The following is a 15,827-nucleotide window of genomic DNA, read 5'->3' as shown; positions in this document are numbered from 1 at the left end:
GCACCACAGGTCGTGCACGACCACAACACCTCAGGATCGATGACACCACCCACATCCTCGCCACCGACCAACGGCCGCTCGGCCTCCGCGCGCGCGGCCTCCGAAATCCGCGCCAGCGCACCCTCGTCCGGCTTACCCTCGCCGTCGACCAGACCGATCTCCTCGCCACCCATGTCCTTACGGCCACCAGCGAGCAGATACGGGGCCTTCGCGTAACCATGATCACGCAACGACATGATCAACAACTTCGGCGAGAGCGGCTTACCGGTATTCCAAGCCGGACACTGCGACTGACAACGACCACACTCGGTACACGTCGTGACGTCGAGAATGTCCTTCCACGAGAAATCCTCGAACCTACCCACACCGAAAGTGTCATTGTCCGGATCCGCGGTCTCCATCTCGATCGGCCTACCACCCGACATCATCGGCTTCGCCGCACCCAGCGCCACACCGCCATCGGCCTCACGCTTGAAATAGATATTGAAGAACGCGGCGAACCGGTGCCACGCCACACCCCAGTCGATATTGCGGCTGACCACCACGACCCACACCAGCGCCGTCATCAGCTTGCAGAACGCGAAGACGGAGACCGCCGCGGCGCTCGCGGGGAGCAGCTTGGCGATATGCATGCTGACGAAGTCGCTGGCGGCGTGGTGCTCACCGGTGTAGGCCTGCACCAAGGCCTTCACACCGACCATGCTGATGCCCTCGGCGAGCACGATGAGCTCGACGAAGTAGGCCGCCAGGAAGTTGGAGCCGGAGAACCGCGAGAGCCGCGCGGGCCGCCGCGGGTGGTTGGCCTGCCGAATGATGATGAGCGCCAACACACCGACGATGGTGCCCAGCCCCAACAGCTCGTCGAGCAGGTGATAGACGAGGGTGTCACCGATCAACGGCCACGTGAAGGTGGGGCTGAAGATCTGCCCCTGCGCCTGGAAAACGGTGACGAACCCGAGCAGGAAGCCGACCATGACCAGCCAGTGCGCCCAGCCGACGGTCCGGAACTTCACCATGCGGGTGTGCGCCGCGAATTCCTTGACCAGGGTGGCGATTCGGGGCAGGAACGGCCCGAACCGGTCCGGTGCCGGCTGCCCCAGCCGGATGGTGCGCACGATATTGCGCACCGCCAAAACGAACCCGGCCCACGCGGGCACACCGACCAGTATGGAGATGATGCCCAGCGTTATTTGCAAGGGGCTCATGCAGTGGCCTTTCATTCACGAAGCGACGCTGTGTCGCTCGGCGCTCGTCGCATCATAACTTGCACTAAGTTACCCGTGGGTAACTTAGTGCAATCCATGTTACTCACGGGTAGGGTATCAGCAACCTCAGCGAATCGAGCTACCCCACGCGCGCCGGATGTGGTGTGCCGCAAATTCATTCGATAAGAGCGCGCTGATCTCAGCGGAGGCGGCTCGTTGGCACGATGGGCCGCAGCGGATTCCGCGAGCGCCGGGCGTAGGCGGCAGGGTCGATGCCGCGCAGTCGGCAGATCTCGGCGAGCCCGCCGGTCAGCAGCAGGTCGGCATCCGCCAGCGCGCGCACGGTGTCCGCGCCGAGCACCACCATGAGCTGCCGGATCTGCGTGATCCACGCGGTGATCGCCGCGATCAGCGCATCGACCCCCTCGGACTCGAGGATCGTCAGGAAGTGCCCGGATACCCCCACCGCGCGGGCGCCGAGCGCCAGGGCGCGAACGACATCGAGCGGAGTGCGTACCCCGCCGGAGGCGAGCAGCGCGACCCCGTTCGTCAGGGCCGCTTCGGCTCCGTCGACCAGGCAGGCCGGGGTGGACAGGCCCCAGTCGGCGAGCAGGCCGAAGTCGGCTCCTCGCCGCCGGGCATTCTCGATCAGCGCGAAATTCGTTCCGCCATTGCCGGATACATCGACGATCCGCACGCCGAGCTCGGCCAGTCGCGTGACCGTATCGGCGCTGATCCCGAACCCGACCTCCTTCACGATCACCGGTATGCCCAGCGTCTCGGTGAGGCGAGCGATATGGCGCGGCCAGGCCGAGAAGTCCCGATCGCCCTCCGGCATCACGATCTCCTGGATCGCATTGACGTGCACCTGCAGTGCGTCGGCACCCAACAGCTCCACCGCGCGCATCGCCATCTCCGGTGTGACATTGGCGTTGACGTTGGCGATGACGTAGCCGTCCGGATTCGCGCCGCGCAGCACGCGGTAGGTCTCGGCCACCGAACCGTCTGCCAGGTACGCGCTCATCGAACCCGACGCGATCGCCAAGCCGGTCTCCCGCGCGGCGATGGCCAGTCCACGATTCACCTCGCCGGTGCGGGCGCTGCCGCCGGTCATCGCGTTGATGTACAGCGGCACCGGCCACGTCGTGCCGCCCACCTCGGTGGCGAGCGAGACGGCGTGCTCCGCGGTGCCCCGCAGGGCGTGGTGGACGAAGGCGACCTCATCGAACGGAGACCGGCGATGCCCGGCCATCGATTCGCGATGCTGTGCGACGGCCAGGCGGACATGATCGTCCTTGCGGCTGGCATAGCTCATCTGATGCTCTCTTTCCTCTCGGGTACCCGGAGATTCAGCGGTTCGACGCCGGCGGCTCGCCAGCGCTGCCGCAGGGCCGGCGCGCGGGCGGGATCGATCAGAGCGATTCCGCAGTCGCCGCCGCCCGCGCCGGAGCTCTTCGCCGCCGCACCGAGTTCCTCGGCCAGAGAGCGCAATCGAGACAGTTCGGGACTCTCGATGGCGGTACCGGATACCGCGGCCAGCTCACGGAGCAGGCGACCGGCGGTGCTCAGCGCGAGCTCGGCCGCTCGATCGTCGCCGGAGCGGCACGCCGTCGCGAACTGCTCGACGCACTGATCGCTGGCGGTGACGAACTCCCGATAGGCCGAACCATGGTGTCGGACGGCCCGTTTCATGGCCGCGACCAGCGCGCTCGAATCCGCCGGTCGCCCAACCCATCCCACTTCCAGCGACAGCTCGCGAGGGGGCGGCAGCGACCGTACCGTCAGGTGTCTCCACGGCTGCCGGATCAGCGCCCCCAGTTCGGTGTCCGGCCGCGCCAGCGCCGCGGTCAGGGCCGCGCGATCCGGGGTCCGGTAGTACACCCAGCCGCCGTGCGCCGAGGCCGCGACATCACCTCCGGAGCAGTGCGGATCCACCGAGAACACCGACAGCAGAGCCAGTTTCATCTCGGCATCCGGATCCAGCGGCAACTCGTAGGCCCGGGCGACGGCCCGTACCACTGCTACGGTCACCGCTCCGGAGGACCCCAGCCCGTATTTGCGTCCGGTGGCGGAATCATCCAGTTGGGAGTCGATTTCGAGGGTGAAGCCCACCGGCTCATGCCCTGACTCGGCCGCGTAACGATCGACGATGGCCAGGGCCGCCAGCACATGGGACAACCCGACCGCATCGGCTGTCCTCGCTGACACCGGCTCGAAACACGCTCCCCGGCTGATGAATTCGATGCAACGTCCCGGCGCGCGGTTGGTGATGATCGTCCGCACCACAGGGTCGACCGAGCTCACCGGGGTAAGACGCACGCGCACATAGCGATCGATGCCGACCAGCACCGCCGCGCTGCCCGGCTCCAGGACCGCGTATTCGCCGACGATGTACAGCTTGCCCGGAACGGCAACGGTGATCATCGTTCTCCGCTGTCGGAGAGGACGGCACCGGGCCCGGCGGTGGTGACCACGATCCGCTCCGCTCCCCCGGCCACCTCGGCGACGGCCGCCGCGACGACGGCGCTGTCGCGGGAATCGCACAGCACCTTCACATTCGGACCGGCGTCCATCGTGGCCCAGGCGCCGACGCCCGCGGCACGCAACTCCAGCACCAGGTCCAGCACCCGCAGCGTGCCGGGTGCGAAATACCGTACGGCCGGTCGGGCGCCGAGCATGGTGGCATGCATCCCGAGGGCGTTGGCCTCGGCGATCTCCCCGACGGTCGCCAGATCGCCCTCGCGCAGCGCCGCCCGCATGCGATCCAGGTCCCGGGCGGACTCCGCCACCCACGGCGGATAGAACGGCGACGTGGCCATGGTCCGCCGCATGGCTTCCCTACTGGAAACCGCCTTTTCGCGGGTATCGACCAGGGCCACCACCAGCGCCGGGTCCAGCAGCGGCGCGTCGATCGGCTCGGCGAAGCTGCTCAGGTCACCGGCCGCGCCGGCACCCACGCCACGCCACCACACCGCGAAGCCACCGAAGACCGAGCGCGCCGCACTGCCGGACCCGCGGCGCGCCAGCCGGGACAGCGCGGCTCGATCCAGGTCCAGTCCGTAGGCGGTCGCGGCGGCCAGCGCCAGTGCGGCGAAACCCGCGGCCGAGGAGGCCAGTCCGGCTCCGGTCGGCACCGTGTTCACGGTGTCCACCACCGCGTACCGCCGGTCGCCGGTCCGCCCGCGCACCAGCTCGAGAAACCGCGAGACCGGTGCGGCGAAGGCCGCGGGCGCCGGGGCTCCGGCGAAGGTCACCCGGTCGGTGGTCGAGTCCGGCCTCACCGTGACTTTGGTCGTGGTGGGGAATTCCCGCAGGGTCAGCGACAGGCTGGTGGTCATGGGCAGGTGCAGGACCTCGTCCCGCTTGCCCCAGTACTTGATCAGGGCGATGTTCGGATGCGCGATCGCCGCAACGGAATTCATACTTCCACCGGATTCAACGGAACCTCGAGACAGCGCTGGGCACCCGCCGCGAGCAGTGCCGTGTGGACGGCGGGGGCGTCGGTGGTCAATGCGATGACGCAGCCGCCGAGCCCGCCGCCGGAGAGTTTGGCGCCCAGAGCTCCCCCGGCCAGTGCGGCGGTCACCAACTCGTCGACGGCCGGGCAGCTGACGCCCAATCGCACCAGAATCCGCTGTGCGCCGGTCATGGCATCGCCCAGCTCGGCGAACCGCCCGAACCGCAGATGCTCGGCAGCACCGTGGGTGAGCTGCCCGGCTCGCTCGAGCAGATCCTCACCTGCCGCGCCGAGGGCGTGCAGTCGCCGGCGCGCGGTCGCCACCGCCACCCGGGTGCTGCCCGGCACACCGGTGTCGCCCACCACCAGGACCGCTCGATCCGCGCTGTCCGCCACCGGAAGTGGCCGGGCCACCCCGTCCTGGAACCAGAGCGGCCCGGCCGAGCCGATCACCGTGCGCGCGTCGACGCCGCTGGCATTCCCGTGCGCCAGCGCCTCCGATTCCTGGATCAGCGCGAAAAGTGTTTCACCGGACAGCTTTCGATCCCACAGATCGGCGACCGCCCTGATGATGGCCGCCGCGATTGCCGCGCTCGAACCCAGACCCCGTTCGCTCGGGATATCGCTGTCGACGGCGATGGCCAGGCCCTCATCGGGAACCCGGAGATGGTGGCAGACCGCCGCTACCGCGAGCCGCGACACCGCGGTATCGCCCGGCCCCGCAGCCGGTTCCCGGCCTGCCGCGTTCGTCGACTCCACGGTGACCGGGCCCCTGGATCGGCGCGCGGTGGCGGTGACCCCCACGAGCGGCACCGGCAGCGAGATGGCCGGGCGGCCGTAGAGCACCACATGCTCACCGAGCAGGATCAGTTTGGCGACGGCCCGGCCATGACCGAGGGTGCGGTCCGTCGACCGTTCAGCACCCATCCTCATGCCTGAATCAGGTGACATGCCTCGTACATTCGCGAATGCTCGGCAACGGCCCGCAAACGGAACGGCCCGGCCCCGTCGACCGCCAATACCTTCGGCGAACCGTCCTCGGGTAACTCGAATTCCCTTATCTCACGATATCTTTCGTAGGAGATCGGCTCCCGTCGCGCGATGGCGGACTGGTTGGCCGAGGTCCGCAGTCGCCGCCGATATCCGGGCACCATCGACAATCCGAAAAACTCCGCGACACAACCCGATCCGTAGCTCAGCATTCCGACGGAGCGCCCGCTGAGGTCCTCGGCGTGGTCGAGCAACGACATGAGACCCACGTACAGCGAGGCCGTATAGCTGTTGCCGACAAGGCGATTGTAGACAGTGGTGGCTGCGAGGTCCGCGTCCAGCCGCGCGTTATCGGTGTCGATACCGTGGACTTCCAGCAACCGCGCGTGCGCCTTGTAGGCCATTCTGGTGAACGGCTGGTGATAGCAGAACGCCGCGAAATCCTGGATCGCCCGGCCGCCGCGGGCTTCGTAGTCCTTCCACACCTGTTCCACCGCTTCGAGATACAACGAGACCGACAGCTTGCCGTCCACCATCGGTGTCGAGCGGTAGTTGGGTCGCCAGAAGTCCTGCACATTGGCGGTGTACAGACCCGACACGGGCTCGAGGACCGCGACGGCCGGGTCCGCCGACACCAGCATGGCGACGGCGGCCGCGCCCTGCGTGGCCTCACCGGCGGAACCGAGATCGTATTTCGCGATATCGCTGGCGAGCACCAGTACCTTGTGGCCGGGGTCGCGGTGCACGAGTCCGGCCGCGAAGTGCAGCGCCGACGTGCCCCCGTAACACGCTTGCTTCAATTCCACCGCCCGCGTCGAGGACGGTAATCCCAGCAGGTCCTGCACATAGATCGCGGCCGCTTTGGACTGGTCGATCCCGGTCTCGGTCGCGAGCAGGACGGTGCGGATATCCCCGGCGTCGTGCTCGGCCATGATCTGCTTCGCCGCGGCGGCGGCCATGGTGACGATGTCCTCGTCCGTCGCCGGAACGGTCTGCGTGCTCTGCCCCAGGCCGACGGTGTACTTGCCGGGGTCGACGCCGTGCCGCTCCGCCAGCTCCTCGAGGTCCAGCGCGTAATGCCCGGTCGCCAACGCGATATCGTGAATTCCAATAGGAAACACCACGTCAATTCTCTCTATCCGATGGTGGGCGTTCGAAATTCAGATGCGTCCGCATCAGTTCGCCGGCGTTCGTCTGGGCCGCCAGCAGCGACAGCTCGCCGCACAGCACCGCCGCCGCTGTCACCACGGCGAGCCGGCGGGCATTCTCCCCCGTCGCCCGGTCCGCACCGCAGCCCAACCTGGCGAGATTCGCCGCGGCGAAATCCAATCCCTTTCCGTTTCCGACCGTTCCGACAATGATGTTCGGCAGCGTGCACGAGAAATAGAGATCACCATCGCGGTCCTCGGCGTGCGTGATGCCCTGCGAGCCCTCGACGATATTGGCCGCGTCCTGGCCGGTGGCCAGATAGACCGCCAGCAACATGTTCGCGTAATGCGCGTTCGCGGAACGGATTCCGCCCGCCAGACTCGTTCCGATCAGGTTCTTGCGGACATTGAGAGCAGCTACCCGCCGCGCGGTCGTGTGCAGATCGTTCGCCACCACGGCACGCGGGATCAGCAGTTCGGTCACCACATTCTTGCCGCGGCCGAGAATGCCGTTCACCGCGGACGCCTTCTTGTCCGTGCAGAAGTTCCCCGAGACGGATTCGTAACGCAGACCGGGGAATACGCGCACCAGGTACGCGAGGAGGGCATCGGCGGCCAGGGTCGCCATATTGTGGCCGGAAGCGTCGCCGGTAGCGAATTCGAATCGCACGAACAGCAGATTTCCGGCGATCTGGTGCCGGACATCCAGGAGTTCGGCATAGCGGCTGCAGTCGGCGACGATCCGGCGCATCTCCCCCATGGCATCCCCGAGCCGGCGGACCGCCGCCAGTGCCGCACCGGCGTCGTCGGCCTCGAGCAGGACCGACCGGGTCATCCGTTCGTCGACGAGCGTGCACACGACGCCGCGGTCGCAACGCCTGGTGATCTTGGCGCCGCGCGCCACCGACGGCCACAGCGGTGACTCGTAGGTGGCCAGCGGGACCTCGATCGGTTCGTCCACCACATTGCCAGTGATCTTGATCGGGCCCACCCAGCGCAACGGGACGACCGCCGCGTCCTTTTCACGCTCGGTACCGGTCATGGACATCGAATCTCCCCGAGCCTATTCGTGTTATTGCGATTTACATATACGGAAACCGAAGTCGGCCACGGTATTACCGCACATGTCGATCTTCGGGACAAGGGCCGGGCGCACGTCGTCGATCCCACCGAGTGACGCATCCGACTGTGAGCGGGCACAGTGCACCCAACCACACCCCGCCGGGCCTCCTGTCCTGCGGCGATGGCTCGAATCACGCTGTGCAACTGCGGCTTTCGCCCAGTTGCACAGCCCGGGAAGTGGCACACGACCTGTGGATCGACACACTCTCACGGCACATGGGACGGTGGTCGATCACAACAACCATGCCGACCGGTCGAGTCCTCTTGCCGGAAGGATGAGCCTGCGGTAATTTTCGAATTCTGACCCTGTAAGACCAAGGGGCACTACATATTTGGAGCACTCCTCGAAATTGAACCGCGTCAGAACAACCTTAGAGATTGCATCGCTGGTTACTATCGGCTCCCCGAGATCCGAGGGTGAGGATCATTCGCACATCGAAAGGTTGGTCGAGGCCGAGTGGCCTTTGCCGCCCATTCTCGTTCATCGGCCCACAATGCGGGTCATCGATGGATTTCACCGCACATTCGCCGCGCGACTGAAGGGATTCACACATATTGATGCATATCTGGTGGACGGTTCCGAGGAACTCGCATTCATCGTCGGGGTACGCGAAAACACGACCCACGGCCTGCCGCTGTCGCTGAGCGATCGGCGCGCTGCCGCGGAACGCATCATGCGGACGCATCCGCACTGGTCGGATCGCTCGATCGCGACCACCGCGGGCCTGTCCGCGAAGACCGTGGCGGCGATCCGCGGCCGGATTCACGACGATTCGCGATCGAGCCATCGCCTGGGAAGTGATGGCCGCCTACGACCCGTCGACACCAAATCGGCCCGGCGCACCGCCGCCGAGCTGATTCTGGCCCGCCCGGATGCGTCCCTGCGCAGCATCGCTCAAGAAGTCGGCTTGTCCCCGTCCACCGTTCGCGATGTACGCGCCCGGCTCGAACGCGGGGAGGATCCGCTCGTTCATTCGAACGAGAACAGAGCTCCCCGTACCCCACCGGAGCCGGAGAGCAAACTCTCCGACACCTCCGATCGGCCGACACCCCCTTCGCCTCCCGAGAAGCCGGCGGACCTCGGCGCCCTGCTGGCCCTGCTGGCCCGGGACCCGGCGCTGCGTATGAGTGCCAGCGGCCGCGACCTCCTGCGCTGGATGCATCAGCACGCGGTGAAGAGCACCGATATCGAGAAGATAGCCGACGCCATTCTCCCGCACACCCGGGACCACATCATCGAATTCGCGAATCAATGCGCGGTCAACTGGTCGAATATCGCCCAGGATCTGCAAAATCACTCGGACACGACGCAGAACAACTAATTACTGGAGTAGTCGACATGTCAAAGATTGCAGTCCTCACGAGCGGCTTGCAGTACGATATCGTCGGAAAGAATCCGGAACGCCGGGCGGCGATCGCCGCGGCGACCGCACATGTGGCGGGATTCTTGTCCGATCTGCGGAAACGCGGCTATCCCGTCTTTCATCTGCAGCTCATCAACGAACCCGACGATCCCCTCGCCGAACGGTACGACGGCCGTGTCCCCGCGCTGCGCGGCACGACGGGCGCCGAGGTGATCCGGGATTTCCTCGAGCCGGACGATATCGTTCAGGAGCGGAGCAAGGACAGCGGATTCTATGAGACCGATCTGCACGAACGACTCCAGGCAATCGGGGTCGAGACTCTGATTCTCATCGGTCTGCAAACCCAGATCTGTATTCAGACGACGGCGGCCGACGCATTCTTCCGCGGATACATTGTCGGCGTGCCGAGCGACTGCGTATTCTCCGCTGTCGAAGCCGACCGGCAGCGTGCACTCGAATGGCTCGCGGGTTACTGCGCCACAGTCGCCGATTCCGGGGAAATTCTGCGGACGATCGATGAGAACGGCGGCCTCCCCCGGAAGGAGACCAAGACACCGTGACTCTCGCGACCCAGCAGATCCAACTCGACCACGGCACCGGCGCGACACTGTCGAGCGAACTCGTGGCATTCATCGCGGAGACCTTGGGCGACGTCTATGTGGGCGAGATGGAGGACAGTGCCGTCCTCGCGGTGGAGGGCAGCCGTATCGCGATGACCACGGACAGCTTCGTGGTCGACCCTCCGTTCTTCGGCAATGGCGACATCGGAAAGATCGCGGTGTGCGGGACCGTCAACGATCTCGCGGTCTCGGGAGCGGCCCCGCGGTATCTCACGCTCGGAATGATCCTCGAGACGGGACTGCCGTTCGACCGTCTGTCCCGCGTACTGACCTCGATCAGGGACACCGCTCGCGAAGCCGGCGTGCAGATCGTGTGCGGCGATACGAAGGTCGTGCGCGCCGGGGAAGCGGATCAGTTGTACCTCAACACAAGCGGGGTCGGTTTCTTCGTCCGGGAGCCACTGCGGATGGACGCCGTGCGCCCCGGGGATGCGGTCATCCTGTCCGGCCCCCTCGGTAATCACACCGTGCATCTGCTGTCGATCAGGGAGGGCCTCGGCTTCGAAAGCCGGGTCCTCAGCGATTGCGCACCCCTCAACACCATGATCGACGGCGTGCTCGCCGCGGTGCCGGCCGGATCGATTCGCTCGATGCGCGATGTCACCCGCGGCGGACTCGCGGCGGTGCTGCACGAGTACGCGGGCAAGTTGGACAAGACAATCCGGATCGAGGCTCCGGCATTGCCCATTCAGCACGAGACCGCGATGGCGGCGGACATGCTGGGGATCAATCCACTGCACTGCGCCAACGAGGGCTGCGTGGCGATCTTCATCGATCCGGGGGCGACCGATCAGGTGCTCGCCGCGCTCCACGCGCACGAGTACGGCCGGCACGCGGTGGCGATCGGCGAGGTGACCGCTCTCGATGGCGCGGCGGTCGTTCTCCGGGATTCCGCCGGCCGCGAATCCACACTGCAACCTCTCCGCGGCGCCGAGCTGCCCCGGCTGTGTTGAACCGATGTCATGACCGAACATGCGACCTGGAAAATCAGGGTTACCGGCGTCGTTCAGGGCGTGGGCTATCGCCCGTTCGTCTACAAGCTCGCCCGTGAACGGCACTTGGCCGGATGGGTTCGCAACGATCCCGAGGGCGTTCTCATCGAGGCGAGCGGCCACGAGTCCGTGCTGCGGCGCTTCAGCGAGGAATTGGCGAGCAGGGCTCCGGAGTTGGCCCGCGTCGATGGCGTGGTAGCCCTCAGCCGATCGGCGGGGCGGTCGGCGGCCACCGATTTCGAGATCGTGCACAGTGCGCACGGCGGAGCGAAAGTCGCTCTGGTGCCCGCGGATACGCATGTGTGTGCCGACTGCCTGGCCGAGTTGCGCGATCCGGCCGATCGCCGTTACCGGTACCCGTTCATCAACTGCACGAACTGCGGTCCACGCTATTCGATCATTCGCGCGCTTCCGTACGACCGGTCGCAGACCACGATGCGCTCGTTCACCATGTGCGAGAGGTGCGACCGGGAGTATCGGGATCCGATGAGCCGGCGCTTCCACGCGCAGCCCAATGCCTGTGCCGACTGCGGACCTCGTCTGTTCCTCGCCGACCGGCAGGGAGCGGTTCTCGAAGGCGAGGACGCATTGCGCCGGTGCGCACGGGAATTGACGGCGGGACGGGTCGCGGCCGTCAAGAGTGTCGGGGGCTTCCATCTCGCCGTGGATGCGCGCCGCGCCGAGTCGGTGGCCTTGCTCCGCGAGCGCAAACGCCGGGATTCGAAACCCTTCGCCGTCATGGTCCGGGATCTGGCCACCGCCCATCGGATCGTGGAACTGTCCGCCGCCGAGGAAGCACTGCTGCGATCGCCAGCGCGGCCGATCCTGTTGGCGCGCAAGCGTTCCGGCGCGCTCCCGGAAGGCGTCGCCCCGAGGAATCCGAACCTGGGACTGATGCTGCCCTCGGCACCGCATCATCACCTGCTGCTGGACGAATCCGGCCTGGACGCGATGATCATGACGAGTGGAAACATCTCCGGCTATCCGATAGTCCATCGCAACGAGGATGCGCTCCGGCAGCTTTTCGAGATCGCCGATGTGATCCTCTACCACGACCGTGAAATCGAGATCAGGGTCGACGACTCCGTGGTCCGGCTGTCCGCCCACCCCGCGTTGGACGGCCCCCTGGTGACGTTCCTGCGCAGAGCGCGCGGGTATGCGCCGTATCCGGTGGACGTCGGCCGTCCGCTGGCTCCGCTCGTCGCCTATGGCGCCGAACTCAAGACGACGGTGGCCCTCTCCGCCGGTTCCCGGGTCTTCCTCAGCCAGCACATCGGCGACCTGAAGAACGACGAAACCTTTGCCGCTCATCGCAAGACGGCGGCACACCTGGCGTCGCTCTATGATCTGGAGCCCGCGGCGGGTGTCTACGACATGCACCCGCAGTTCCGCTCCAGCAGTGCGCACGAGGGCATCGGCGAACCGGGCGATCCCGTGTTCGTCCAGCATCATCACGCTCATATGGCGGCGTGCATGGCGGAGAATCGGCTCACCGGACCGGCCATCGGTGTGGTGTTCGACGGAGCCGGCTACGGCACCGACGGCACCATCTGGGGCGGGGAATTCCTGGTGGGTGGCTTCGAAAGATTCGAGCGGGCAACGCATTTGCGGCGTCTGGCGCTGATCGGCGGTGACCGAGCGGTGCACGAACCGATTCGGACCGGGGTATCGGTCGCCCTGGACGCATTCGGCGATATCGACACCGCCGTCAAGGCGTTCCCGGCGATCGGCCGGCTCGAGCCGGATCGCCGGCATGTGTATTCGACGATGCGAGCGCAAGGAATCAATTCGCCCGAGGTATCGAGCATGGGCCGGCTCTTCGACGGGATCGCCGCCCTCCTGGATATCTGCTGCTACGCCGAGTACGAGGCCCAGGGCCCGATCGAGTTGGAGGGCCTGCTCGAGCGGGACCTCGCCATGGCCGACGGATACGAGTTCGACTACACCACAACCGAAGTCGACTTCGGACCGGTGATCCGCGCGATCGCGGAGGACCTCGCCGCCGGCCTACCGCTCCCACAGATCAGCCGGCGGTTCCATTCCGGCGTGGTCACCATGGTCCGGCGGCAATGCCGCGAGATCTCCCGTGCCACCGGCATCCGGCAGGTCGTCCTCTCCGGCGGCGTATTCCTCAACGAATTCCTCCTGGTCAATTCCCTCACAATGCTCGAGCGCGACGGATTCGACGTCTACAGCCACCGCCACGTCCCCCCGAACGACGGAGGCATAGCCCTCGGCCAGCTGCTTGTCGCGGACCACCGGCGCGCCCTCGGGAACGGACGGGTCGAGTGAGGGGCGACGCGTCGGTGGCGAACTCGCGCCTTCGGCTTCGCCGTTCCCGACTCGCACCGATAGCCGGAACTACCAGCGGACCATGGGCATCGGACGCGTCGGATGGGTCAGCGCATAGCGAGCGGCTTGCCGGGCCAGGAATGCGTGAAAGCCGACATAGGGCAACTGTGCGACAACAGCTTTCACCTCGGCCCTGGACACTGGTCGATGAAGCAGCCCGTGTGTCACATCGATCCGGTCGGCGACGCGGAAGGTCTCGACCAGCCGATCGTCGACGCCGCGAAGGCGATGATGCTCGAGCACCATCCGACGTGCAGCCGCTATCTCGCCGATCCCGAATTCAGCAGCGTGACAGCCCACCAGATCCGCGGACGCAGCCAAATAGTCCCAGCTCCCCACCGTCCAGATCCCCAGATCGTGCACCGCCCACGCCAGCGCCGCAACATCCGGCACCGCCTCCCTCAGCAACAACTGCTGATAGTTCAAACAGCGCAACACATGATTCCGGTACACCGGCAACGAATCACCGATCTCCCGCCGATGCCGATCGAGCACGGCATCCACAATCGGATGAGAATCCCGGATCTGCATCCAATGATCATCGCGCACCGACCCACGATTCGGTGGACATGCTCGTCATCCCGGCGGTCGGCCAGGCGATGTCGTCGACGGCGAGCCAGGAGGTCACGGCGACGGCGGTGGGGGTGATGCCGGAGAAGGCGACTATGTCGCGGTGGAGATGGGATTGGTCGGCGTAGCCTGTTTCCGCGGCGACGCGGGCCGGGTCGGTGCCGGCGGCGAGGCGGTGGACGGCGTGGTCGAAGCGGACCAGGGTGGCGGCTCGTTTGGGGGGCAGGCCGAGTTGGGTCTGGAATCGGGACCACAGGCGTTTGCGGGTCCAGCCGAGTTCGTCGGCCAGGGCGTCGACCCGGACCAGGCCGTGACCCGAGCGGATGCGGCGCCAGGCCCAGACCACCTCCGGGTCGGCCGATGGCGCGTCCGCGTAGCGGCGGGCGAGCAGGGCCTCGATGAGTGCGAAACGTTGGTCCCACAAAGGGGTTTCGGCCAGTTGTTCGCGGATCAGCGCGGACTCGCGACCCCACAGGGCGTCCAAAGGCACCAGGGTGTCGGACAATTCGGCGAGGGAGACGCCCAGGAGCGGACCCGCGATCAGGGGAGACAGGCGCACCTGCACGCATTCGATCTGCGCGCCGCGCACGCGCCGGGTGCCGGTCCCGAGCCCGCTGACCAGGCTGCCCCCGCACCGGCCCGCAGCGTCGTCGACGGTGACCGCGCCGGGGCCGAACTCCAGCAGCAGGGTGATGTCGGGATGCGGCAGCGCCAGCTGATCAACAGGATTCACCCCGCGATCGCGGAAGCCGGCCATGCGGATACCGGGGAGCCGGCCGGGCCGCGAGGGGCAGACGACATCCCAGACAGGTTCGGGTGCGGTGACGCGCACGCCTTCATGGTGGTGGCCGTGGAACATTTGTTCAAGCCGGAGGGGTGCGGCGACGGCGACAGTAAGTGCGTGACTTCCTCAGCCGCACGCCCCGGCCATGCGCAAGAATCTCCGACCCGACTCTCCGGCCACTCGCCAAGAAAGCAGGCCCGCCACCGGCAGGAACAGCGTGCCCACCGACGTGGCCGGAGGTACGGCCCGCGACGCCCGGTGGCCGCGGCCGCCCTCAGCATGCTTCTCGTGCTGGGCTGCGCCGCGGTGACGACAGCGCAGAGCGCCGCTGCCACAGGCGATTCGACGCTGACCGTCGACGGCCAGGACATCCACATCAGCCAGGACGGCCCGGGCGATGATCCCGCTCTGGTGCTGATCCACGGCCTCGGTGCGTCCGCTCACTGGTGGGACCAGGTGGTGCCGCTGCTGCCCGGCTATCACATCATTCGCGTCGAGCTGCTCGGTCACGGTGGTTCCGCGAAACCCGCTGGTGACGACTATTCGATTCCGCAGCAAGGACATCGCGTCGCCGGTGTGCTGGACCAGCTCGGCATCCGGCACGCCCTCGTCGTCGGCCACTCCACCGGCGGCGCGGTCGCCACCTCGGTCGCCGAACAACGCCCCGATCTGGTGACCGGCCTGGCCCTGATCGACGCCGGCCCCGCCATGAGCGACGACACCTCCGAAGGCCCGGCCTCCCAACTCCTCACCACCCCCGGCATCGGCGACCTGCTCTGGCAGGTTCGCACCGACGACCTTCTGCGTCAGGCCCTGCACAGCGCCTTCGCCACCGACACCTACCCGATACCCCAGCAGTTCGTCGACGACCTGCGCGGCATGACCTACCACGCTCTCATCGCGACCGACGCCGCCAGCACCGACTACATCACCCGGCGCACCCTCCCGGACCGCCTCACCGACCTCGGCAAACCGCTCCTCGTGATCTTCGGTGACCGGGACCGCCGCTGGCGCCCCGACACCGCCACGGACGAATACCGCCGCGTCCCCGGCGCGACAGTGACGACCATCCCCGACGCCGGACACACCCCCTTCGTCGAGAACCCCTCGCGCACCGCCGCAATCCTGGTGCCCTTCACCAGGATTCGCACCTCGTGAGCGGCCCCGAACCCGTCACGAGAGGAGCATGCGGCGCCGGGATCGAGCGCGGGCCTATGGTGGTC

13 protein-coding genes and 1 pseudogene are annotated in these 15,827 nt (G+C 66.8%); 5 read left to right on the top strand and 9 right to left on the bottom strand.

Annotated elements, in window-relative coordinates; genetic code table 11:
• The 7 genes and pseudogenes from ACFXKA_RS25260 to ACFXKA_RS25230 all read right to left on the bottom strand — a co-directional run.
• Positions 1-1,205, bottom strand: a pseudogene (locus ACFXKA_RS25260) (Fe-S oxidoreductase); the annotation flags it as partial.
• A gap of 199 nt (positions 1,206-1,404) precedes the next feature.
• Complete coding sequence (gene fni, locus ACFXKA_RS25255) at positions 1,405-2,520, bottom strand: type 2 isopentenyl-diphosphate Delta-isomerase (RefSeq protein WP_379429144.1); 1,116 nt, start codon at positions 2,518-2,520, stop codon at positions 1,405-1,407.
• Positions 2,517-3,629 carry a phosphomevalonate kinase gene (locus ACFXKA_RS25250; protein WP_379429143.1) on the bottom strand — a complete coding sequence of 371 codons (1,113 nt, stop codon included), beginning with the start codon at positions 3,627-3,629 and terminating at the stop codon, positions 2,517-2,519. Before ACFXKA_RS25250 ends, fni begins: the two co-directional genes overlap by 4 nt.
• A complete protein-coding gene (mvaD, locus tag ACFXKA_RS25245) occupies positions 3,626-4,627 on the bottom strand; it encodes a diphosphomevalonate decarboxylase (RefSeq protein WP_379429142.1) in 1,002 nt (333 codons plus the stop codon). Before mvaD ends, ACFXKA_RS25250 begins: the two co-directional genes overlap by 4 nt.
• The gene (mvk, locus tag ACFXKA_RS25240; RefSeq protein WP_379429141.1) at positions 4,624-5,589 is read right to left on the bottom strand and encodes a mevalonate kinase; all 966 of its coding nucleotides are present in this window, start codon (positions 5,587-5,589) and stop codon (positions 4,624-4,626) included. Before mvk ends, mvaD begins: the two co-directional genes overlap by 4 nt.
• A 2-nt stretch (positions 5,590-5,591) precedes the next feature.
• Positions 5,592-6,773 (bottom strand): hydroxymethylglutaryl-CoA synthase, encoded by a 1,182-nt coding sequence (locus ACFXKA_RS25235; RefSeq protein WP_379429153.1) that lies wholly within the window; start codon positions 6,771-6,773, stop codon positions 5,592-5,594.
• Between the two features lie 4 nt (positions 6,774-6,777).
• Entirely contained in the window at positions 6,778-7,848 is a 1,071-nt protein-coding gene (locus ACFXKA_RS25230; protein WP_379429140.1) for a hydroxymethylglutaryl-CoA reductase, read from the bottom strand.
• A gap of 406 nt (positions 7,849-8,254) precedes the next feature.
• Here ACFXKA_RS25230 and ACFXKA_RS25225 point away from each other — a divergent pair, with 406 nt between their 5' ends.
• The 4 genes from ACFXKA_RS25225 to hypF are packed head-to-tail and all read left to right on the top strand — an operon-like array spanning position 8,255 to position 13,190.
• Complete coding sequence (locus ACFXKA_RS25225) at positions 8,255-9,244, top strand: hypothetical protein (protein ID WP_379429139.1); 990 nt, start codon at positions 8,255-8,257, stop codon at positions 9,242-9,244.
• Positions 9,175-9,846, top strand: coding sequence for a cysteine hydrolase (locus tag ACFXKA_RS25220; RefSeq protein WP_379429138.1), 672 nt, complete (start codon positions 9,175-9,177; stop codon positions 9,844-9,846). Before ACFXKA_RS25225 ends, ACFXKA_RS25220 begins: the two co-directional genes overlap by 70 nt.
• Positions 9,843-10,859 (top strand): hydrogenase expression/formation protein HypE, encoded by a 1,017-nt coding sequence (gene hypE, locus ACFXKA_RS25215; protein ID WP_354842826.1) that lies wholly within the window; start codon positions 9,843-9,845, stop codon positions 10,857-10,859. The genes ACFXKA_RS25220 and hypE overlap by 4 nt, the downstream gene beginning before the upstream one ends.
• A gap of 9 nt (positions 10,860-10,868) precedes the next feature.
• On the top strand, positions 10,869-13,190 hold the full coding sequence (hypF, locus tag ACFXKA_RS25210) for a carbamoyltransferase HypF (protein WP_379429137.1): 2,322 nt from the start codon (positions 10,869-10,871) through the stop codon (positions 13,188-13,190).
• A 69-nt stretch (positions 13,191-13,259) separates the two neighbouring features.
• Here hypF and ACFXKA_RS25205 read toward each other — a convergent pair whose 3' ends face one another.
• Positions 13,260-13,781, bottom strand: a complete 522-nt coding sequence (locus ACFXKA_RS25205; protein WP_379429152.1) for a hypothetical protein — start codon at positions 13,779-13,781, stop codon at positions 13,260-13,262.
• 7 nt (positions 13,782-13,788) lie between these two features.
• Positions 13,789-14,652 (bottom strand): helix-turn-helix domain-containing protein, encoded by an 864-nt coding sequence (locus ACFXKA_RS25200; protein ID WP_379429136.1) that lies wholly within the window; start codon positions 14,650-14,652, stop codon positions 13,789-13,791.
• 258 nt (positions 14,653-14,910) lie between these two features.
• On the opposite strand from ACFXKA_RS25200, the gene ACFXKA_RS25195 reads away from it, so the two are divergent.
• Complete coding sequence (locus ACFXKA_RS25195; protein WP_379429135.1) at positions 14,911-15,762, top strand: alpha/beta fold hydrolase; 852 nt, start codon at positions 14,911-14,913, stop codon at positions 15,760-15,762.
• Positions 15,763-15,827 lie beyond the last annotated feature (65 nt).

The organism is Nocardia sp. NPDC059228 (assembly GCF_042754245.1).
Classification (GTDB): Bacteria; Actinomycetota; Actinomycetes; order Mycobacteriales; family Mycobacteriaceae; genus Nocardia.
This window is presented reverse-complemented; position numbering and strand designations above follow the sequence as displayed.

What these genes read in the sequence shown, in the direction of transcription:
- fni (WP_379429144.1), bottom strand. Translation starts at nt 2,520, where the DNA reads ATGAGCTATGCCAGCCGCAAGGACGATCATGTCCGCCTGGCCGTCGCA.
- ACFXKA_RS25250 (WP_379429143.1), bottom strand. Translation starts at nt 3,629, where the DNA reads ATGATCACCGTTGCCGTTCCGGGCAAGCTGTACATCGTCGGCGAATAC.
- mvaD (WP_379429142.1), bottom strand. Translation starts at nt 4,627, where the DNA reads ATGAATTCCGTTGCGGCGATCGCGCATCCGAACATCGCCCTGATCAAG.
- mvk (WP_379429141.1), bottom strand. Translation starts at nt 5,589, where the DNA reads ATGGGTGCTGAACGGTCGACGGACCGCACCCTCGGTCATGGCCGGGCC.
- ACFXKA_RS25230 (WP_379429140.1), bottom strand. Translation starts at nt 7,848, where the DNA reads ATGTCCATGACCGGTACCGAGCGTGAAAAGGACGCGGCGGTCGTCCCG.
- ACFXKA_RS25220 (WP_379429138.1), top strand. Translation starts at nt 9,175, where the DNA reads ATGCGCGGTCAACTGGTCGAATATCGCCCAGGATCTGCAAAATCACTC.
- hypF (WP_379429137.1), top strand. Translation starts at nt 10,869, where the DNA reads ATGACCGAACATGCGACCTGGAAAATCAGGGTTACCGGCGTCGTTCAG.
- ACFXKA_RS25205 (WP_379429152.1), bottom strand. Translation starts at nt 13,781, where the DNA reads ATGCAGATCCGGGATTCTCATCCGATTGTGGATGCCGTGCTCGATCGG.